This is a genomic window from Halobacillus alkaliphilus (genome assembly GCF_900113125.1).
Classification (GTDB): Bacteria; Bacillota; Bacilli; order Bacillales; family Halobacillaceae; genus Halobacillus; species Halobacillus alkaliphilus.
In genome coordinates, this window is record NZ_FOOG01000052.1 from 1 (window position 1) to 20675 (window position 20675).

23 protein-coding genes are annotated in these 20675 nt (G+C 41.5%); 14 read left to right on the top strand and 9 right to left on the bottom strand.

Annotated elements, in window-relative coordinates; translation table 11 throughout:
* The 4 genes from BMZ06_RS18255 to cudC all read left to right on the top strand — a co-directional run.
* Positions 1-218: group II intron maturase-specific domain-containing protein (locus tag BMZ06_RS18255; RefSeq protein WP_089755016.1), on the top strand; the 218-nt coding region annotated here is incomplete at its 5' end.
* Positions 219-545: 327 nt separating this feature from the next.
* Positions 546-2012, top strand: a complete 1467-nt coding sequence (gene betB / locus BMZ06_RS18260) for a betaine-aldehyde dehydrogenase (protein WP_425431795.1) — start codon at positions 546-548, stop codon at positions 2010-2012.
* A 43-nt stretch (positions 2013-2055) separates the two neighbouring features.
* On the top strand, positions 2056-3741 hold the full coding sequence (gene betA, locus BMZ06_RS18265; RefSeq protein ID WP_089754313.1) for a choline dehydrogenase: 1686 nt from the start codon (positions 2056-2058) through the stop codon (positions 3739-3741).
* A 153-nt stretch (positions 3742-3894) separates the two neighbouring features.
* Positions 3895-4446, top strand: coding sequence for a choline uptake/conversion transcriptional regulator CudC (cudC, locus tag BMZ06_RS18270; RefSeq protein WP_089754314.1), 552 nt, complete (start codon positions 3895-3897; stop codon positions 4444-4446).
* Positions 4447-4847: 401 nt separating this feature from the next.
* On the opposite strand, the gene BMZ06_RS18275 is transcribed toward cudC, so the two are convergent.
* Positions 4848-5354, bottom strand: coding sequence for a peroxiredoxin family protein (locus tag BMZ06_RS18275; protein ID WP_089754317.1), 507 nt, complete (start codon positions 5352-5354; stop codon positions 4848-4850).
* A 178-nt stretch (positions 5355-5532) separates the two neighbouring features.
* Between BMZ06_RS18275 and BMZ06_RS18280 the strand changes: the two genes are divergently transcribed.
* The gene (locus tag BMZ06_RS18280) at positions 5533-6189 is read left to right on the top strand and encodes a haloacid dehalogenase type II (RefSeq protein ID WP_089754319.1); all 657 of its coding nucleotides are present in this window, start codon (positions 5533-5535) and stop codon (positions 6187-6189) included.
* 82 nt (positions 6190-6271) lie between these two features.
* On the opposite strand, the gene BMZ06_RS18285 is transcribed toward BMZ06_RS18280, so the two are convergent.
* The 4 genes from BMZ06_RS18285 to BMZ06_RS18300 form a co-directional block, all read right to left on the bottom strand.
* Positions 6272-6952, bottom strand: a complete 681-nt coding sequence (locus BMZ06_RS18285) for a Crp/Fnr family transcriptional regulator (RefSeq protein ID WP_089754321.1) — start codon at positions 6950-6952, stop codon at positions 6272-6274.
* 58 nt (positions 6953-7010) lie between these two features.
* Entirely contained in the window at positions 7011-7208 is a 198-nt protein-coding gene (locus tag BMZ06_RS18290) for a hypothetical protein (protein ID WP_089754323.1), read from the bottom strand.
* Between the two features lie 232 nt (positions 7209-7440).
* Positions 7441-7863: a universal stress protein gene (locus BMZ06_RS18295; RefSeq protein ID WP_089754325.1), complete on the bottom strand. Its 423-nt coding sequence runs from the start codon at positions 7861-7863 to the stop codon at positions 7441-7443.
* Positions 7864-7885: 22 nt separating this feature from the next.
* Positions 7886-9346 (bottom strand): SulP family inorganic anion transporter, encoded by a 1461-nt coding sequence (locus tag BMZ06_RS18300; protein ID WP_089754326.1) that lies wholly within the window; start codon positions 9344-9346, stop codon positions 7886-7888.
* A 226-nt stretch (positions 9347-9572) separates the two neighbouring features.
* Here BMZ06_RS18300 and BMZ06_RS18305 point away from each other — a divergent pair, with 226 nt between their 5' ends.
* From BMZ06_RS18305 to BMZ06_RS18315, 3 genes are all read left to right on the top strand, one after another.
* Complete coding sequence (locus BMZ06_RS18305) at positions 9573-9989, top strand: universal stress protein (protein WP_089754328.1); 417 nt, start codon at positions 9573-9575, stop codon at positions 9987-9989.
* Positions 9990-10068: 79 nt separating this feature from the next.
* Positions 10069-10257, top strand: coding sequence for a helix-turn-helix domain-containing protein (locus BMZ06_RS18310; RefSeq protein ID WP_089754329.1), 189 nt, complete (start codon positions 10069-10071; stop codon positions 10255-10257).
* Positions 10258-10400: 143 nt separating this feature from the next.
* Positions 10401-11072 (top strand): TVP38/TMEM64 family protein, encoded by a 672-nt coding sequence (locus BMZ06_RS18315; RefSeq protein ID WP_089754332.1) that lies wholly within the window; start codon positions 10401-10403, stop codon positions 11070-11072.
* A 129-nt stretch (positions 11073-11201) separates the two neighbouring features.
* On the opposite strand, the gene BMZ06_RS18320 is transcribed toward BMZ06_RS18315, so the two are convergent.
* Positions 11202-12155: a calcium/sodium antiporter gene (locus BMZ06_RS18320; protein ID WP_089754334.1), complete on the bottom strand. Its 954-nt coding sequence runs from the start codon at positions 12153-12155 to the stop codon at positions 11202-11204.
* Between the two features lie 325 nt (positions 12156-12480).
* Between BMZ06_RS18320 and BMZ06_RS18325 the strand changes: the two genes are divergently transcribed.
* Positions 12481-13290 carry a 5'-methylthioadenosine/adenosylhomocysteine nucleosidase gene (locus BMZ06_RS18325; protein ID WP_089754336.1) on the top strand — a complete coding sequence of 270 codons (810 nt, stop codon included), beginning with the start codon at positions 12481-12483 and terminating at the stop codon, positions 13288-13290.
* 248 nt (positions 13291-13538) lie between these two features.
* Here the strand turns inward: BMZ06_RS18325 and BMZ06_RS18330 are convergent, their stop codons facing one another.
* The 3 genes from BMZ06_RS18330 to BMZ06_RS18335 all read right to left on the bottom strand — a co-directional run bounded on the left by BMZ06_RS18330 (position 13539) and on the right by BMZ06_RS18335 (position 15169).
* The gene (locus BMZ06_RS18330; RefSeq protein WP_089754338.1) at positions 13539-13679 is read right to left on the bottom strand and encodes an aspartyl-phosphate phosphatase Spo0E family protein; all 141 of its coding nucleotides are present in this window, start codon (positions 13677-13679) and stop codon (positions 13539-13541) included.
* 209 nt (positions 13680-13888) lie between these two features.
* Entirely contained in the window at positions 13889-14068 is a 180-nt protein-coding gene (locus BMZ06_RS20510) for a hypothetical protein (RefSeq protein WP_139205858.1), read from the bottom strand.
* Between the two features lie 351 nt (positions 14069-14419).
* Positions 14420-15169, bottom strand: coding sequence for a DeoR/GlpR family DNA-binding transcription regulator (locus BMZ06_RS18335; RefSeq protein WP_089754341.1), 750 nt, complete (start codon positions 15167-15169; stop codon positions 14420-14422).
* A gap of 169 nt (positions 15170-15338) precedes the next feature.
* On the opposite strand from BMZ06_RS18335, the gene BMZ06_RS18340 reads away from it, so the two are divergent.
* From BMZ06_RS18340 to BMZ06_RS18360, 5 genes are all read left to right on the top strand, one after another.
* On the top strand, positions 15339-16040 hold the full coding sequence (locus tag BMZ06_RS18340; protein WP_089754342.1) for a ribulose-phosphate 3-epimerase: 702 nt from the start codon (positions 15339-15341) through the stop codon (positions 16038-16040).
* Position 16041: 1 nt separating this feature from the next.
* Positions 16042-16602: a 6-phospho-3-hexuloisomerase gene (hxlB, locus tag BMZ06_RS18345; protein ID WP_089754343.1), complete on the top strand. Its 561-nt coding sequence runs from the start codon at positions 16042-16044 to the stop codon at positions 16600-16602.
* 44 nt (positions 16603-16646) lie between these two features.
* The gene (locus BMZ06_RS18350) at positions 16647-17810 is read left to right on the top strand and encodes a mannitol-1-phosphate 5-dehydrogenase (protein WP_089754345.1); all 1164 of its coding nucleotides are present in this window, start codon (positions 16647-16649) and stop codon (positions 17808-17810) included.
* A gap of 18 nt (positions 17811-17828) precedes the next feature.
* The gene (locus BMZ06_RS18355; RefSeq protein ID WP_089754346.1) at positions 17829-18266 is read left to right on the top strand and encodes a PTS sugar transporter subunit IIA; all 438 of its coding nucleotides are present in this window, start codon (positions 17829-17831) and stop codon (positions 18264-18266) included.
* A gap of 98 nt (positions 18267-18364) precedes the next feature.
* A complete protein-coding gene (locus tag BMZ06_RS18360; protein WP_089754348.1) occupies positions 18365-19798 on the top strand; it encodes a PTS mannitol transporter subunit IIBC in 1434 nt (477 codons plus the stop codon).
* Positions 19799-20675 lie beyond the last annotated feature (877 nt).

Here is a 20675-nt window from a genome sequence, read left to right on the forward strand (position 1 = left end):
ACGATTTAGTCGAAGGCTTGAACCGTAGGTTACAAGGGTTTAAGAACTATTATCGTCTGTCGTCAGCCTCGAAGAAGTGGCTGAATCGAATTGACTGGTATGTTTTGAAACGTCTAGCTCTGTTTAACAACAAGAAAAGACAGCGCCGAAATCTTCATGGTCATTTGGAGGAAGTAAAGAAACAAACCCAGTATCAACTGGTGTGCTTAGCCAAGTAGGGTAACCGTAATGCCAAAGAAAGAAGAACATCGGAAAGCCGTATGAGGGAGAACCTCACGTACGGTTTGATGAGGGGGAGCTGAAAGTAAAAGGGGAGAAATCCCTTTTGAAATCAGTTCTCTACTCTACCACGGAAAGCGAGTCGTTCCCCGCAGGACCTAACTCTCTAACTAGATATCTCGAAACTGAGTCTTCAAGTATCGGGAGCTTAACCAGAATAAAGAGTAGTCGTTTACAACATAAATTCCCTGTGATAGAATCATAATCATTAAAAGCGTTTAAAAAAAATTAAATAAAATAAACAAAACGAAAAAGGAGGTACAATTATGAAACAAATGTACATTAACGGGGCGTGGGTAGACGCCCAGTCAGGAAATACGCGGGACATTATCAATCCTTACAATCAAAAAGTCGTTGCGACGGTGGCTGAAGGGAAGGCAGAAGACGCGAAGCTCGCAATCGCTGCAGCAAGAGAAGCTTTTGACAACGGTGAGTGGAAAAACACGCCAGGAGCGGAGCGCGGACAGAAAGTTCTCCGCATTGCTGAGCTAATTGAACGGGATAAAGAAGAACTTGCCGAACTCGAAACTCTCGATACTGGAAAGACAGTGGAAGAGAGTCGCACAGACATGGAGGATATCGCAGGAGTGTTCCGTTACTTCGCAGGGCTTGCGGATAAAGATGGCGGCGAAGTGATTGAATCACCGATCCCGGACAGTCAAAGTAAAGTCGTGCGCGAACCGGTCGGTGTGTGTGGTCAAATTACACCTTGGAACTATCCGCTACTTCAAGCAGCATGGAAAATCGCGCCGGCATTAGCAGCAGGAAACACGATCGTTATAAAGCCTAGTGAGATTACTCCTCTTACGACTGTGAAAGTTACAGAATTGATGGAAGAAACAGGGTTCCCTAAAGGAACTGTCAACCTCGTCCTCGGTGCTGGGGCAACTGTAGGTAACGAACTGGCAGAAAGTGAAGATGTCGATCTGATTTCTTTCACGGGAGGTATTGATACAGGAAAGAAAATTATGCAGAAAGCGAGCGGGAACGTGAAGAAAATTGCGCTTGAGCTTGGAGGAAAGAACCCGAACGTCGTATTCGCTGATGCTGATTTCGAAACAGCTGTCGACCAGGCACTGAACGCAGCCTTTTTCCATGCTGGACAGGTTTGTTCTGCAGGAGCAAGATTGATCCTTGAAGATTCCATTCACGACCGTTTTGTGGAGGAACTTAAGAAGCGTGTGAAACGAATCAAGTTAGGAGACGGTTTCAAAGAAGATACACAATCTGGGCCGCTCATCTCTGCAGAGCATCGCGGCAAAGTCGAAAGTTATGTAGAGATCGGGCAACAGGAAGGTGCGAATCTACTTGTCGGAGGAGCACGTCCGGAAGATCCAGAGCTTCAGGACGGCTTTTTCTACCTGCCGACGATTTTCACAGAGTGCACGTCTGATATGAGAATTGTGCAGGAGGAAGTGTTCGGCCCGGTTCTTACAGTCGAACGTTTCCAGACAGAAGAAGAAGCAGTGAACCTGGCGAATGATTCAATTTATGGACTTGCAGGTGCGGTGTTCACCACAGACATTGATAAAGCGGAACGTGCAGCTGGTCAAATGCGCATGGGCACGGTTTGGATCAATGATTTCCATCCGTACTTTGCACAGGCACCGTGGGGCGGATACAAACAGTCTGGAATCGGCCGTGAACTCGGTAAACCTGGTCTTGAAGAATATACAGAAACGAAACATATTTTCCGTAACGTTAAGCCTGAACCGATCCACTGGTTCAAGTAATCGCAGACGATAATTTTTTTCAAACTCTGAGGAGGTTCTTACTATGAATGAATCATATGATATTGTTGTCATTGGTGCCGGAAGTGCAGGATCTATTCTCGGCAATCGGTTGAGTGAAGACGGAAAGAAAAGTGTACTTGTACTTGAAGCGGGGCGCAGTGACTATGCGTGGGACTTGCTAATTCAGATGCCGGCAGCGCTGCCGTTCCCTGCAGGTAAATCGCTATATGACTGGAAATATGAGACCGACCCTGAGCCTTACATGAAAGGCCGTCGTATCAAGCATGCTCGCGGAAAAGTCCTTGGTGGTTCAAGTTCCATCAACGGCATGATCTATCAGCGCGGAAACCCTAAAGACTATGAGCGCTGGGGTGCTGACGAAGGCATGGAATCGTGGGATTTTGCTCATTGCCTGCCATACTTCAAACGTCTGGAGAACGCGCTTGGCACGGATAAAGATGATAAATATCGAGGCCATGACGGTCCGATTAAATTGGAAAAGGGTCCGGCGACTAACCCGCTGTTCAAAGCCTTTTTCAACGCAGCTGTCGAAGCCGGTCATTCCCGTACGCCTGACGTTAACGGATTTCGTCAGGAAGGTTTTGGACCGTTCGATAAGCACGTGTACAAAGGACGCCGGATGTCCGCATCACGTGCGTACTTGCACCCGGCAATGAAGCGCAGGAATCTTACGGTAAAGACGCGTGCATTCGTACAGCACATTGATATCGATGGTGAGAAAGCTCGTGGTTTGACGTATAAACGAAATGGAAAAGAGCATTATGTAAAAGCAGGAGAAGTCATCCTTTCCGGAGGTGCAATCAACACACCGCAGCTGCTCCAGCTTTCCGGAGTCGGTGATCCTGAACACCTTCGTTCTGTAGGCGTGCAACCTAAAGTAAACCTTCCTGGTGTAGGAGAAAACCTTCAAGATCACCTTGAAGTGTACATTCAGCACGCCTGTCCACTGCCAGTATCGGAACAACCTAATCTGAAAAAAACGAAGATGCCTTGGATTGGATTGCAGTGGTTACTAGGACGCAAAGGTCCAGCTGCGACCAACCACTTTGAAGGTGGTGGCTTCGCCCGTTCAAACGATGATGCCGATTATCCGAATCTGATGTACCACTTCCTGCCGGTAGCGGTGCGTTATGACGGACAGAAAGCACCAGTTGAGCACGGGTTCCAGGTTCACATCGGACCGATGTACTCCGATGCTCGCGGCTCGTTAAAAATTCAATCAAATGACCCAAAAGCACATCCAAGTATGGTGTACAACTACCTTTCTACCGAACAGGACAAACGCGAATGGGTCGAAGCTGTACGAGTGACCCGTGAAATCATGTCCCAGCCGGCGATGAAGCCTTATAATGGTGGAGAAATATCTCCAGGATCATCCGTTCAGACAGAACAGGAGATCCTCGACTGGGTTGCAGAAGATGCGGAAACAGCCCTTCACCCAAGCTGTACAGCAAAAATGGGACCGGCCTCCGATCCGATGGCAGTCGTTGATCCGAAGACGATGAAAGTTCATGGTCTTGATAACCTGCGCGTGGTTGATGCATCGGCTATGCCCTACGTGACAAACGGAAACATTCACGCGCCGGTACTGATGCTTGCAGAGAAAGCTGCGGATATTATTCAGGGTAGAAACCCGCTTGAACCGGAACACCTTGAATATTATCAGCACGGAGTTCATCCATCTGATGCAGGTACTGTAAAAGGTTAATTTACAATTGAATTAAGAAACGATACGGAATCAGGGGCATTGTGCAGGCTCCTGATTTCGATTTATGTTATAGTGAGAGCATAAAGTTGTAAATTCATATTGAATAAATTAAATGTTTAAAACGAAAAAACAAAAAGGAGAGTAGGCGATTCTTTGAATAACAAGTCAGAAGAACTGATTGAAAAGGCGGAAGGAGCCGTCGTCAATTCTATTGCCGAAACGATGGACTTGTATGGAATCACTCCGTCAACCGGGCGATTATTCGCAAGGATGTACTTCAAGCATAAGCCGATGACGCTCGATGACATGAAGGATGATCTCGGAATGAGCAAACCGAGCATGAGTATTGCTGTCCGCAACCTGCAGGAGATCAGCATTGTCCAGAAAGTGTGGCAGAAGGGCTCGCGCAAGGATTCCTTCATAGCGGAGAAGAACTTTTTTAAATACTTCTCTCACTTTTTTGGAAACAAGTGGGAGCGTGAAGCTAAGCTCAACCTCTCTGCGATTGATTATGCAGAAGGGATGCTTCAGCAGGTGATAGACGATGAGAAAGCAGACGAAGAGACGATTGAAAGAGCGAAGGTTGATTATGAACAGCTTGAAGACTACCGGAAATATTGTAAGTGGCTCGAACGGCTGGCCGATTCTATCGAGTCCGGAACGATTTTCGACTTTTTGCCCGTGGAAGAAGAGACTTCTGAATAAAAGAATTAGTTTTCAAGCCTGACTCCAGAATAAATTCAATTATTTCCCATTCATGGCTGCACATCGATTAAGGATGGAACGCCCCTCTTGAGTGAAAAAACTCAAGAGGGGTTTTTTATTGATGTAAGGCGTCTTACAGTACTTTTTTCTTGAAACTTATATAATTGAAGAAGATAAGTCGAGGTTGAAACTTGGGAGGGGAAAATTTGCTGTCCCAGCCCCTATTTTTCTTAAAAAGTCTACTAACTGAAATAAGGAGCTTGAATGTATACCTCTGTATTGGTGAATGAAAAAGGAATATGGAAGGGACGGAAGATTTTAGCCATATGAAATCACTTCTTTTTCCCGAATAAAAAACTTCTTGCCGCCAAGAAGGGACAAGAAGTTTTTTCTGCAAAATTTTATTTTAAGTTCTTCTTGATGTACTGAATAATTTTACGTAACTCGTTAGGATGCGGACGGCCAAATGGGCTGGTTTGTCTTTGCTGATAAAGGACTTTCCCGGCTTCATCCGTTAAGAAATAGGCAGGATCCCCGTGTGTACCATGGTCTTCGTAAGGCGCCTGTTCATCATGATAATGAACACCATAAGCTTTCAAGAAAGCTAAGTCCTCATCAATTAAGACAGGGAATGTGAATTCGTGTTCTTCTACCATTTTCTCTAAGTCTTCTTTACTATCATGAGTAATCGTAGTTAAATGGATGTTCTGCTTTTCAAAATACCCCTTGCTTTCTTCAAGCTCCTGCAGTTCACTCATGCAGGCAGGGCACCAGGAACCCCGGAAGTAAATGATGAGATGCCATTGATCATTCTTTTCTTTTAAGATCTCGGAAAAGTTATAGACTTCTTCTGATACTGTTGGCAGGGTGAAGTCTGGAGCTGCTTGATTCAATTTGAAAGTCGTCATGGTTAAACACTCCTTTTTAAAGATTCACCTTTATTCTACATGAATGATAGGGAATTATATGTAATTTAACCTACAGACACTTAAAAATTGTAAGCTGAATTACATTTTTACTTGTTTAAGTTTTTATATTCTCCTGAAGGGAAAACTCTAAATGGAAATTAGATTAGGAGGGTTTTGCATGATTAAAGCATTAGTGTTTGATGCTTATGGTACATTATTTGATGTTCATTCCGTGGGGAAAGAATGTAATGAAATTTTTCCGAATAAAGGAGATGAAATCAGCCAGTCATGGAGAAAAAAACAGCTGGAGTATTTCTTTCTAAGACAATTGATGGAGCGCTATAAACCTTTTGACGAGATTACGAGAGATGCTTTGAATTACGCCTGCAAAGAGAATGGAGTCGAGCTATCTGAGGAGAATGAAGAGCGCCTGATGAACGCTTATTTAAAATTGGAGCTTTTTGAAGAGGTGGAAAGTGTACTTAAGGAGCTTTCTGAGAAAAAGCTGGTAGTGTTCTCGAATGGTTCGGTCAATATGATTGATCCTCTGGTTGAGCAGTCCTCGATCAATGAGTATATTGGTGAAGTGATCAGCGCGGATGAAATTAAGCAGTATAAACCGACGCCGGCTGCCTATAATCATGCCTTAGAAAGACTGGATGTTAAAAGAGAAGAAGTCCTGTTCATGTCTTCCAATCCGTGGGATATTACAGGTGCAAAAAGCTTTGGATTTAATACGGCTTGGATTAACCGCAAGGAGCTTGTAGCGGAAGAGCTGGATATACAGCCTGACAGTGTATATAGTGATTTAAGTGGAATTCGTGAGTGGAATTAGAATAGAGAAAAAAGGGCCCGGGCAGGGGCCCTTTTTTTGTATGGGTGTTGGAAAGCGATCCAGCGTGATCGGGGAATCAGGGTTAGGAAATGTTTAAGAACTCTTGGGTCTTATCCGCATCTATCGCCAGGAAACGTACTTTTCGAATGAATCCGTCTTTTTTTAACTCGCTCATCATAGCGCTCGTTGTTTCTCTTGTTGTCCCGATCATATTAGCCAGATCCTGATGGGTCAGTTTCATTTCTATGGTCTGCCAGTTTTGTTTGCGGCGGCCGGTCTTTTGACTGAGCATCAATAACAGGTACAATATTCGATGCTTCACATCGCTTAAGGCAATTTTCTCGCTCAAACTGTAAAAGTCCTTTAGTCGTGAGGAGAGGATATCGATCAGTTTTAGAGCGACATGCGGGTTACTTTTAATAAATTCCTCATAGTCACTGTGGGGGAGCGTACATATATACGTATCTGTCATAGCTTCCGCATAGGTCTGGTCGTCGGTCAAACTGACGGTGGACGTTTCACCGAATATATTTCCATCCACTAGAATATCGAGCGTAAATTGTTTGCCTTCTTCGTTCATACGATAGAGGCGGACCTGTCCTTTTTTAAGTAAAAATAAGGCATCCATCTTTTTCTCAGGAGAGACAATGGTCGTCCCTTTTTTCACGGGACTCATCTCACTCATTTGGTCGATACTCATGAGCTCCTCCTGGGAGAGTTCTTCAAATAAACTGATTTGGGAGAGTAAGGTAAGCTTATCCATTTTCTTCACCTCATTCCACTGGCTGTCATTGATTCATTAACGACAATGGAAAGTATTCTTAAAAAAGATTACCTTCTTGTTTAGCTTTAATAACCTTGAAAGTCATAATCACTATACCAATGGGGCAGCCAATTGTAAAAGCAATCGATACGATAAAGGGGAAGATATTTAGTGTTTCATCATTCAGTCGATAGATGCCAACGATCGTAAAAAGAGCGCAAAAGAAAATACCAACTAACGTTTTAGTTAAATTCATTAAATCTCACCGCTTTTTGTTTTAATTATAATAGGTTGGGTTTCATTATATTTAATGATAAGTGAATACCCTGAGTTTTGCTTAATTATTTGTGATTCATAGTTAAGGTTGTTATAGTAGGATCGCAGGAGTTCCATAAAATTGGTTTTCTGCTCAATCCCTGTTAAGTCATTCGACGTGTTTTTCGTCGTTTGCAAAAGCGTGCAGCTCGTTAACGACCTGCACGCTTTTTTTATTTCACGACGATAACCGGTGCCTGCACATATTTCACTAGTTTGTGACTGACACTTCCTAAGATCAAGGTCTGCCACTTATTACGCCCGCGGCTGCCAATGACCACGCAATCATAATCTTCCTGGTTGGCATATTCGATCATCTCTTCAGAGGGATCTCCGTGTAACATTATAAATTCAGAGGAAACACCCTCGGACTCCACATACTGAATGATGTCCAGGAACTTTTCTTTCCGTTTTTTAGTAGCTGTATGAGAATCCCCGTAGTTTAATACGTCCTGTTTAGATGTTTCACCATCGACCACATAAATTAAATCGATGTGCACCTCATCTTTGTGGGGGGAAACCATTTTTAATGTCTGATCTATTGCGCGACGGGAATGGTCAGAGCCATCCGTCGCAAGTAAAATATTTTTAAACATACATCATGCTCCTATCCATAATTTAGTGACCGGCACCTTTGGAAACTCCTCCAAGTCGAGCCAGGAGTCGGGAACTCTCCCCGTTCAAGCCAATGAACTTAACTTCAATGCCGTTTTGTTCAAACTTCGATTCAATACTGTCTAGAGCTCCAATGGCTGAGTCATCCCATAAATGGGAGTCGTTTAAATCGATGACCACTTCTTCGACATGATCTTTGAAATCAATTGAACTAAGAAAGTCTGTAACCGACGCAAAGAATAACTGACCCTGCACATAATAGATTCGTTTTTTTCCTTCGTTTGCATATAAGGTTAATACATTAACTTTGGAAATCTTAACGGCAAAGAAAATCATGCTGAGAACAACGCCGGCAAGTACGCCGTAGGCTAAGTTGTGCGTGAAGACTACGGTTAATACCGTCACAATCATGACGGCCGCATCAGAACGCGGTACTCGGTGGATATTACGGACTGAGCTCCAGTCAAACGTACCAATGGAAACCATGATCATGACACCAGCGAGTGCGGCCATTGGGATCTGAACGACGACCCCGCCTAGAACAATAATCATAAACATGAGCACGACACCTGCAACGAGGGAAGATAACCGTCCATTTCCGCCGGACTTCACATTAATGACGGACTGCCCAATCATCGCGCAGCCGGCCATTCCGCCAAAGAATCCAGTGACAATGTTTGCGACCCCTTGACCACGGCTTTCTTTGTTTTTATCACTTTCGGTATCGGTCATATCATCGACGATGGAAGCCGTAAGAAGGGATTCGAGTAATCCGACAATCGTTAGTGCTAAGGCATAAGGCAAAATAATCATAAGCGTTTCAAAATTCAGGGGCATATCAGGTAAAGCGAACATAGGAAGCGTTTGTGTTAATTCTCCCATATCCCCGACCGTTCTGACACCGATATTCATCCATATCGCAATAGCGGATACGACCACAATGGCGACTAATGTGGATGGAATGGTTTTGGTAACCAATGGAAATAGATAAATAATAGCTAAAGTTACCCCAACTAATGCATAAATCACCCAGGGTTCATTCTCGAAGTGCTGCAATTGGGAAGTGAAAATTAAAATCCCTAGAGCATTCACGAATCCTACCATAACGGAGCGGGGAATAAATCGCATGAATCTAGCTAACTTAAAGACTCCGAACAGTACCTGTAAGATACCGGTCAGGATGGTTGTGGCGAGCAAGTATTCAATTCCGTGCTGCGCAACTAAGGTAATCATGACTAAAGCCATAGCACCTGTGGCCCCTGAGATCATCCCCGGGCGTCCTCCCATAAAAGCGATTACGACGGAAATACAAAAGGATGCGTACAACCCGACCATTGGATCTACACCTGCAATAATCGAGAAAGCGATGGCTTCAGGAATTAAGGCTAAGGCTACAACGATCCCTGATAATACATCACCCTTTATGTTTCCGAGCCAATTTTCTTTGATTGATAAAGTTGACATACATACCCTCTTTCTATTTTTTATTTAGACCACTGAGTCTCACAGCGGCCAGACTTATTTAAAATGAGTTAATGTTGTATAGTTTTGAATAATTTTTAGTGCCGTTCTTTTATAACTGACTATAATAGATTATAATAAAGAAAAATGTTTTGCAATAGGTTTCCTTTAGTTAAGCGCTATCATTAACATAGATTTAATATTAGATAGCAGAAGAGGAGCGGTTCAGATGTTTTCTCATATACTTCTAGCTTCAGATGGATCAAGTCATGCGGTAAGAGCCGCTGAACATGCTCTGCAATTAGCCCGGCTATCAGAAGATTCGCAGATTACCATTTTATATGCCATTAGCGGCTCAACTTCTAAAAGCGATGTCTTGAGTGAAAATGCTGCAAACCTATCCATGGTTAGAAAAGGGCGACTTTTTTCTACTGAAGGGGTTTTTAAAAAAGCAGGAATGAATTATGATGTGAAAATATTAAAAGGTGATCCTGGACCTGCCATTGTCCACTATGTAAATGAAAACCAGTATGATGTGGTTGTAATCGGAAGCAGGGGTCTGAATGGGTTCCAGGAGATGGTACTGGGAAGTGTGAGTCATAAAGTGGCGAAGAGAGTTGATTGCCCGGTATTAATTATCAAGTAAGTTAGAAAAATTTGAGTTACAAGGGCAGAAGGTATAAACTTGTATATAGAATATACAAACGTTAAAGGAAGGTCTGTCCATGGACAATGAACAAGAAATCATGACGGTTTCTCAAGTTGCTGATTATCTTCAAATTAGTGAAGTGACCACATACAAATTGGTACAGGAAGGACGAATCCCGGGCTTTAAGATCGGGCGTCACTGGCGGGTAAGAAAAGAAGATTTAAGAGAACATATAAGGAAACTTCAGCATGGTGAGCACTTATAATAAGTGCATGTGAAAACCCTCTATTGTTAGAGGGTTTTTTTCGTGCGCTTTGTTTCGAATTTATATATTCTTTCTAACAAACAGTGAGGAAGAAAGATATATAATGTAAATAGAAGTCAGAAAGGGGAAGAAGGTGGAGGCAAATGAGCCGGGGAAACTATAAAGCAAGAATTTTGTTATTTGTGATCTTCATCTTGACGATGGTTTATTTCATTCATTTCAGGTGGCATATTACTCCAAATGATATTCAGCAAATGATTACTGCTTTTGGCTCGCTGTCACCTTTTATTTTTATAGCGGCTTATATGGCTGCTCCTTTTATGATGTTTCCTGCTCCGGTATTGTCGATGAGTGCTGGTTTAGCTTATGGTGTTTGGCCGGGGACTTTATATATATGGCTTGGAGCGGGCGGGGCAGCAACTACGGGTTACTTGATCGGACGTTTTTTCGGGAAGGCGGTATTTCAATTACATCAATATTCCTGGTCTGCTAGAGCGGAAGAAAGAATAAACAAACAGGGATTTTGGTTTGTTCTCCTATTACGGCTGTTCCCCCTCATGGGTTTTAGTATGCTGAGTTACCTGTCGGGTATGACGAAGGTACGTTTCTCTACCTATCTATCTGCCACATGGATTGGAATTCTGCCTGGTGTATTTGCTTACGGCACGCTTGGGGCAAGCCTGGTGGCAGGAGACCCGTTCATTATTGGGGCGGCCGTCCTGTTGCTTGTAATCCTCTTGAGTCTATCATTCTTCTTTAGAAACAAAGTAAAAAAATGGCTTGATTTAGAGCAGAATAAAGAGGAGGAAGGGTGAATAGATGAGAGAAGCGGCTGCATTCGAGTGGAATGTTCAGTATAAAAGGTAGAAAGCTCCATTTTGTAGGAAATGGAGCTTGCGATAGCTTTTAATTTCTAGTTTTCTGTTCCGTAAAGAATATCATTCTCAGTTTCTCAAAATAATAAAAACAAGATAAACGATATACATCGTCATAAGGATAAAACCTTCTCTTTTGCCAATCTTATAATGAGTCCTCGAGAATAAGAGCAGTAACAAGCTCAGGGCAATCATAATTATCACGTCGGTAAATATCTTGCCGTTCACCGGTAAAGGCGTAACGACAGCTGAAGCCCCAAGAACAAATAAAATATTGAAAATGTTGCTCCCTACGACATTCCCCAGGGCAATTCCACTTTCTTTCTTCAAGGCAGCGGAGATGGAGGTCACCAGTTCAGGAAGTGATGTCCCGATCGCAATGATCGTTAACCCAACTAATGTTTTACTCATTCCAAGATCTAAGGCAATGGCTGTGCCGCTGTCTACCACCAAGTCCCCGCCAAAAATAATGGCTGCCAATCCGGCTAGCGTTAAACCAATGTTTTTCCCCCACTTAATAGTTGAAGGAATGGGTTCCTCTTTTGAATCTTTTCTACTTTTCAGGCCGACTTCAATCACATAGTACATGAAAATAGATAAAAACAATAAAAAGATGATGCCGTCACTGCGTGTAAGCAGGTTGTCACTTAATCCCTGTAACTCGATATCACTGATCAGAACGAGTAACGCTCCGCTAGCCAGCAATGTAAATGGGATTTCTTTTTTGGTCGTTTCACTTTCTACCATTAAGGGATAGAGGAAGGCTGCAATCCCCACCACTAACGTGATGTTAAAGATATTACTTCCTACCACGTTCCCCAGCGAAACTTCAGCATTTCCCTGTAAAGCGGCAAGGATACTGACGGTCGCCTCAGGAGAGCTTGTGCCAAAAGCTACAATCGTTAACCCTATTAAAATAGGCGGAACACGGAGCAGTCTGGCAATGTTGGAAGATCCATCAACGAATAAATCGGCTCCTTTAATTAATAACCCGAAGCCAACAAGCAAGAATACGTAAGCCATAGTTGTTCTTCCAACTCCTTTCTATTTTTTCATGATTTAACCATACCTTGTTTCGTTAGAGTTGAAAAGTATTTGAAGGGTGTTCCTCCATGATAAGAGCTTAGATTCCGAGGAACTATCTTCTTGGATCATAGGTCAACTGCTCCAGCGGTGGTTAGTTGAACCTGTTTGGGAAGCGTTACGGCTTTTATTCATAAATATTCGTCTTATAAAAAACTTAAAAGAAAGGTTGGCAAAGGGTAGTGAGTTGTGTAGAATAAAACACGTACATTAATAAATGTGAAATACATAATGTTCGTGTTTTATGAGTGGGAGGAGTAAAAGAATGAGTTTAACACAAAGGATAAGCTTTTTAATTGGAGGACTGCTTTTCGTTTTCTTAATGGCGGGGTGTGGAGAACAGCCCGAGGATGCAGCAGCAGCTGATAAAGAAGAAGAAAAAGTAATAGGAATCATAGGTCCCATGCAAGTAGAAATTGACATTCTTCATTCTGACATGGAAGTGGAAGAAACAACGGAAAAAGGCCAATTAACCTTTTACGAAGGAAAATTAGAAGGGCAGCCGATTGTCCTTGTGAAATCCGGAATAGGGAAAGTGAATGCCGCTTCCGCAGCTCAAATGCTTATCAGCGAGTTTGATGCGGATGTATTGATTAACTCAGGCGTAGCCGGAGGGATCCATCCCGATCTAGGTCTTGGAGACATCGTCATTTCTACGAAAACCGTGCATCATGACATGGACGAAACCGCTAAAGACTTTAAGCCAGGACAAATTCCATACATGGACACAAGGTATTTTGAAGCAGATCAGGAACTGATACAGCTAGCTAAGAAAGGGACAAAGGATCTTCCCGATTACGTAGATGTATTCAAGGGACCGATTGCGACAGGAGACCAATTTATTGCAAGCAAAGAAAAAACGGAATGGATTTATGAAACGTTTGATGCGTATGTCGTGGAGATGGAAGGAGCGGCTGTTGGACAGGTTGCTTACTTAAATGAAATTCCGTACGTTGTCATTCGCTCAGCTTCTGATGATGCGGGAGAAGAAGCTGCTGGAATTCAGGAAAACTTTGTGGAAGAAGCCGCTAAGAACTCCAGTCATGTGATTGAAGAAATGTTAAAAGGTATGTAGGAATAGAAAGAGCCTAACCTTGCACTCAAAGGTTAGGCTCTTTTTCATATAAAATGAGCAGTAACATAAATGTTGGTGAAAAAAGTTCTGATTTTATGTAGAAGTTTGTATTTAATTAGTCTACAATGGAAAAACAGGTTTGGTTTTCCAATACTTAATAAACCGTCATGGCCTGTACCCCGCTCTAAGAGTGGGGACCAATCTTGACTTCCCTCACTTTCCCAGAGTGAGGGTTTTTCTTTGCGCAGCTATTCCAACTTGTTTAGCAAGCCATCTAGTTGTTGAGAAATAATCAAAATATCTCGAAAGGCGGCTTCATTCATAAAAGCTGTGTACATCTGTTCTCTTGTCTCTTCAATTTGATTTTCCAATCGTGTTTTGTCTGACATTATCCACCTCCAATTAATATATAGATAGAACTTATCCGGGTTACGATCATTTATTAGCCCCTGTATCTAATTATTATTTTTTCAATTCGACTTCCTCCTGGCTAATAGGTTATTTGGGAAGGGAGGAAGAGTTAAAAACGTGTCAAAGCTAGGCCCTGACACGTTATCTTATGTGTAACAAGTATTCTATTTTGATAGGAGTAAAACTATCACTCAGTGGTTTGTGTTAAACGAGTGTGGTTTTCTCCGCACCTGGTACATTGAGTCCATAAGGTATTTACTACTTTTTCAGAAAACTCTTTGGGCGATACCTTAATAATGATTTGTTCATGATGATAGCAATTCGTGCAGTAACTTTTTATTAAGGATCCGACTTCATATGGTTTCAAATTCTTTCCTCCTCTCTAAGGTTAGAGAGGCAACAGTAGGAAGTTAATATTAGTATATTATGAAAATAATTTCAAGTTTTAATAAGTATCGCTGCCAAGTTTACGCATTGAATCAGAAGTTAGTGAGAGGAAAACATTAAACTGGAAAAGTAACTGATCCATTCATGTAAGGCAACTGGGAAAGGTTATAGTTGTACTGGAAGGGGAGAGATTTTAGTAAGCACAGCAAACAAATGATGACTTGGGTGCTGTAGAGGGAAGTTTGAATCTCAAAGGTAACCTAAAACCAACAATGTTTCACAACGAAATACCGAGGTTTTTCCCACACTTTGGGGAAACCTCGGTATTTTTTTAATCAATAATAGTGACCCTTTGGTTCTCGTACAATTTCTTAATATCTGGTTTCACTTGTTCTGTAATTAAGTAAGTCAAATTGTCTGTTGGACAAACGATATGATTGGATATCGTATCTAACTTATCATTCGTAACCATTCCCAGAACTTCAGTAGAAATAGATGCCATTTTTCTTTTCACTAAGGCTTCCGACAAGCTCGGAACACTTATTCCTATTTGAGGATCAATTTTATAAATCCCCATTATATATAAATCTGCTCTCATCGTAGTTAATGATTCAAAGGTATCAATCCCCAAATTAACCATGGACTGCTTAAATAAGGTTCCTCCAATCATGATGACTTCAACATCTTTATGATTATTAAGTGCCATAGCAATAGGGGGGCTGTTAGTGATCACCGTGCCCTTTAGAGATAAAGGCAGCTGCTGTACTAATTGTAAGTTAGTCGTTCCTCCATCTATTAATATAACCATATCGTCTTTAATAAGAGCTAAGGCCTTAGTTGCCAAATTCAATTTCGTTTCATTATACATTTCCTGCCTCGTGGAGAAGTCTTCGACTGGAGGTCCTTTTCTCAATGCCCCACTATGTACTCTTTTAATAACCCCCTGGTGATCTAACTCTTTTAAGTCTCTTCTAATCGTATCTTCTGAAACGGATAGTCGTTTGCTTAAGTCGCTTGCTATAACTTTGTGTTCATCATTTAGAATATCAACAATTCTTTGTTGGCGTTCTTGTTTAAACATAACCGTATTACTCCTCTTATAATTTCTGGAATTCTATCACATATTATAAATTAAAAAATACTAACAAGCAAAAAGATGCATAAAAAGGCATAAAAAAGCCTTTACATTTTTGAAAACATGCATTAACATGAATAAAAAGGCATTAAAACAAAAACAAGGAGGCACAAACATGCAAAAGAAGGTTACGATAGCTCCGTCAATCATGTGTGCAGATCTCTGTAATTTAGAAAAAAGCGTTAAAGAAATTGAGAGAGAGGGACTGGATACTTTACACATTGATGTCATTGATGGAAGTTTCAGCCCAAGCATGCCACTCGGTATCTCAACCATTGAACAATTAAGAAAAATAACGGATATGAAATTTGATGTCCACATTATGTCGAATGACAATGAGTTTTTCATTCAAGAGATGCTCAGAATAGGTGTCGATCAAATAACCTTCCATCATGAAACCAGTAGACATATCGATCGTTATATCAATTTAATTAAAAAACATGACACCAAAGTCGGCATTGCTCTTAACCCAGCAACTTCATTATCTGTTCTGGAATATGTATTACCGCAATGTGACACAGTTTTACTGATGTTGATCAATCCAGGCTTTGCAACGGATAAAAACGAAGAGCAAGTCTCCTATGCTGTAGAGAAAGTGAAAGACTTATCTAAATTGATCAAATCTAAAGGACTGGATACAAAGATAGAAGTGGATGGGCGTGTTTCTTTAAACACCATATCAGGGCTGGTAAACGCTGGCGCAGATATATTAGTAGCGGGCAGTACAAGTTTATTCAAATCAGACAATAGCTTAGCAGACAATAAGAAGCGGATAGAAGAATTAATTCTTGAGGGATTATATGAGGAGGCTAATTAATATGAGCGACTATAATTATGCTACCAAAAAAATAACAGATGAAATTACAGCGAGTTTAACCAATATTAATAGTGAAGATGTTGATAAATTACTAATTGAAATAAACAACGCTGAAAAAGTATTTTTTGTGGGTGTGGGAAGAGTTCTCTTATCCTTAAAAGCCATAGCGAAAAGGTTAGCGCACCTCGGTATTAAAACATACGTGGTGGGCCAAATCACTGAACCAGCAATTACAGATAAGGATTTACTAATCGTTGGGTCTGGGAGCGGGGGAACGCAATTCCCTTTGATTATTGCAGAGAAAGCGAAACAATTTAATGCAAGAGTTGCTCATATCGGAGCAAATCCGAATAGCCCAATGAGCGAATATTCTGATCTATTTATTAGAATCCCTGTAAGTTCAAAAGTAGATACTCCTGGCGAGGTCCATTCAGAGCAGCCGATGAAAAGCTTATTTGAGCAAAGTCTATTGTTATTGGGAGACACGATCGCGTTGATGATCGTTAATAATAAAAATATTGAGTTGCAATCCCTGTGGGAATACCACGCGAATTTAGAATAAAAGCTGCACAAATGAGCCCAATGGGCTGAAAAGGAGGGGCAATTATGAAAGCGCTACATTTCGGTGCAGGAAATATCGGTAAGGGTTTAATCGGTTATTTGTTGAATAAAAGTGGATTCGATCTATGCTTTGTCGATGTAAACGCAGAAGCGGTCCACCGTATGAATAGCAGCAACCATTATCCGTTGGAAATATTAGATGAAGACCATACAGTAGAAATCATTTCCCCAGTACGTGCCCTGCATAGCCGCTCACACGATCAAGTGGTTGATGCAATAGTGGAAGCTGACCTCATTACCACATCTGTAGGAGTAGGTAATTTATCTAAGATTGCTCCTGTAATATCCGAAGGGCTGTTAAAAAGAATTCAATTGGATAAAGGAAACGTGGATATCATCGCCAATGAGAACATGATTGATGCTTCTTCTAAATTGAAAGAAGAGATTCATAAAAATGTTTCCCTCAGTGAAATGGATGCAATCGGTTCTCATGTTGGGTTTCCGAATTCAGCGATCGACCGACTTTCACTGTCTGAAGAGAGAAGTGAAGGTGAAGTTACCCTCGTAGAGCCTTATTACGAATGGATGATCGAAAAGTCAGGAATGCTAAATGCAGATTTACCATCTATTACTAACGCCACTTATGTAGATGAATTAAAACCATATATTGAACGAAAGTTGTATATCGTCAATCTGGGCCATGCAGCGACAGCCTATACGGCCTTTCTAAAGGGTTATGACACGATACAGAACGCCTTGATGAACCCTGAAATTGAAAAGTTCTTGCGAGAAACTCTTAAGGAATCCGCTGGTTATTTTACTCACACGTATAATTTTGATCCGGAGGAAATGAGTGAGTTTATTGGTCAGACGATAAAACGCTTTAAAAATGCTAATATAAGTGATGATATCTTGCGAGTTGGCAGGTCGCCAATCAGAAAGCTAGGCTTTAATGAGAGATTGGTCAAACCAACCAGAGCCCTTTTCGAAACAGGCTTGCCGGTAGATAATCTTACCACGGCGGTGGCGACAGCCTTCTTATTTGATAACCCTCACGATGAAGAGTCCGTTACTATTCAATCCTATATTCGTGAACATGGAATCGAACAAGCTATTACACATTTCACGGAAATTGAGGATACGACCTTAAAGAGTAAGATCAAAGATAACTATATGAAATTAAAAGAAAATGACTCATTAAAATCATAAACGAAAGGTGATGTTGTTATGTTAGCCGAGCATTTAGAAGGAAATATCCGTTTCTTATCCTCCGTTGATTCCTGGGAAGATGGAATACAAGAAGCTGCAGCTCCTTTAGTAGATAAGGGGTCAATTACTCCAGGTTATATTGACGATATGATTCAAAGTGTAAATAAGAATGGTCCTTACATTGTCATTGTTCCGGGCATTGCCATGCCCCATGCTAAAAATGAAGGAAGCGTCGTAAAAACAAGCGTATCCTATTTAAAGCTGGAAGAACCAGTAATGTTTCCAAAAGAAAATGAAGTCCATACTTTTTTCGTATTAGCTGCTGAGGATAGCACTGGGCACTTAGATTTAATATCTGACTTGTCTTCTATTCTTATGGAGGACGATATTAAGAATAAACTCGAAGAAGCAAAAAACGAGCAGGAAGTATTAGATGTGTTAAAAATGGTGGAATAGATTTTTCCTTAATTAAATGTGAGAGTAACATCTTCCTTTTCCTTTACTTCTGGTCGTAGCTTTTAAAATTACTGAATTATCAGAAAGGAATGAGCAATATGGGTGAATCAGCACGTGTAACGGATAATGTTGAGGAAAAAAACGCTCCTTCTACGCGCGCAAGAGTCCAAGCCTTTGGTGGCTTTTTAACAAACATGGTTCTGCCGAATATCGGAGCTTTTATAGCCTGGGGACTATTAACCGCTTTGTTTATACCTAGTGGCTGGATTCCCAATGAGGAGCTTGCCCAAATCGTCGGTCCAGCTATTAAATACTTGCTGCCCTTACTTTTAGCCAGTACAGGTGGACGAATGGTTGGAGGACAGCGAGGAGCTGTAATGGGAGCAATCGGGGCTATTGGATTGATCGTTGGATCAGATATTCCAATGTTCCTGGGAGCTATGATTATCGGACCTTTAGGCGGTTTGATTATCAAAAAATTCGACAACGCTATGGAAAATAAAATACCTGCTGGATTTGAAATGATTGTTAATAATTTCTCGCTAGGCATTTTAGGATTCCTATTGATGATTCTATCTTTTTACTTTATTGGTCCTACAATAGAATCGGCCAATAACCTTGTCACAGCAGCTATTGAGGCGTTGGTAGCTACTGGCTTATTGCCACTTCTTTCTCTCATCAATGAACCGGCAAAGGTACTATTCTTAAACAACGTCATCGACCAAGGAATCTATTATCCTTTGGGAATGCAAGCGGCCGCTGAAACAGGAAAGTCCATTTACTTCACTGTAGCTTCTAACCCTGGCCCAGGACTTGGATTGTTGCTGGCATTCACTGTCTTCGGTAAAAAGACAGCTAGAAGAACAGCTCCAGGTGCAATCATCATCCACTTCTTCGGCGGAATTCATGAACTATATTTCCCGTACGTATTAATGAAACCCCTTACAATAATAGGGATGATCGCCGGAGGTGCGTCAGGTATAGCTGTTTTCAGTCTGTTTGACGCGGGACTCGTCGCTGGCCCAAGTCCTGGCTCTATTTTCGCCTATCTTGGATTAACACCAAAAGGAAGCTTCATTGGGATCATCGCTGGTGTACTAGTAGCTACCGTTGTAACATTCTTAATTACAGCGCTCATTCTGAAACTTGACAAAAGTTCTGAAGATGAGGATATCTCTGCTTCTGTAGAAAAGTCCAAAGCTATGAAGCAAGAAGGGAAAAAGACTTCTACCCCTAGCCAAAAGGATGAAGAAATCAACAAAATTTCTTTCGTATGTGATGCCGGTGCGGGAAGCAGCGCAATGGGAGCAACCACTTTTAGAAAGAAATTGCAAAAGAATAATATCGAAGGCATTGAAGTTAAACATTACAGAATCGAAGATGCTCCTGAAGATTCGGACATCATTGTCGTTCATGAAGATTTACAGGAAAGAGCGAGAAGAGCTCATCCGAATACGGAAATTATTTCAATAGGCAACTATTTAAATGACCCTGCGCTTTCACAGCTACTTGATAGATTGAAAAAGGATTAAATAAGTAGCAATGTAGTGGTTAAATTCAATTGGAGAGGAACTGATATGTAAGAAGGTCTCTTTGGAGGCCTTCTTTTTATGGTGGGAATGCAACTAATGACTTCCCTCTTATTTTAACGTGGAAAGAAAAATTGCAAATTTATGGATTTTCACGAGAGATATACCCTGGAGGGACAAAAGATAAACCTGAAATATAAACCTGAAATATAAACCATACAATGTTCAATCAGCAAGAATGAGTGCTATTGGACAAAATTTAAATCGTCAAATTATATATCCTTCCAGTCATCAAGAAATTATGTGAAAAACAGGCTTGCCTTGTAACATTAAAGAAATATAGATACACGCGTGGTTCCCTATTACGGTAATTTAATCTGCAGACTTTGAAAGAGAAATAGTCAATGAGCGTCATTATTGTTGCAAAAAAGAAGGCTCTCTTAAACTTCCGTGTTGATTTTAAAGTTAAGCTCCCATTACTTGAAGACTCAGTTTCGAGATAAATTGGGTCCGTTACGTTAGATGGATAAGGGCTGGTGGGGAAATAATCCGCTTTCCTATGGGGGAACGGTGAGCTTCCTCGCTCGTTTCACTCCCTGCGGGATCTCACCTAGTCCCTTCTCCCATGGGAGTCTCGCCATTTCCCCACCACCCCAACTATAATGCTGCGAACGGACCCTGCTATAGCAGAAAGGAACCATGCTGCATCTGCCTCAAATGCTTATATAACAGGGTTCCTACACGTAAACACACGTAGTAAAAACCACTATGGATCATAGATGATCCTGGTTCATTGGAACGCGTTTATGCAGAGAATTTCGAGCGCTCCATGATCGCAAAGGGGCGGAAGGGAACGGCGAAGACTCCTGCGGGATGAACA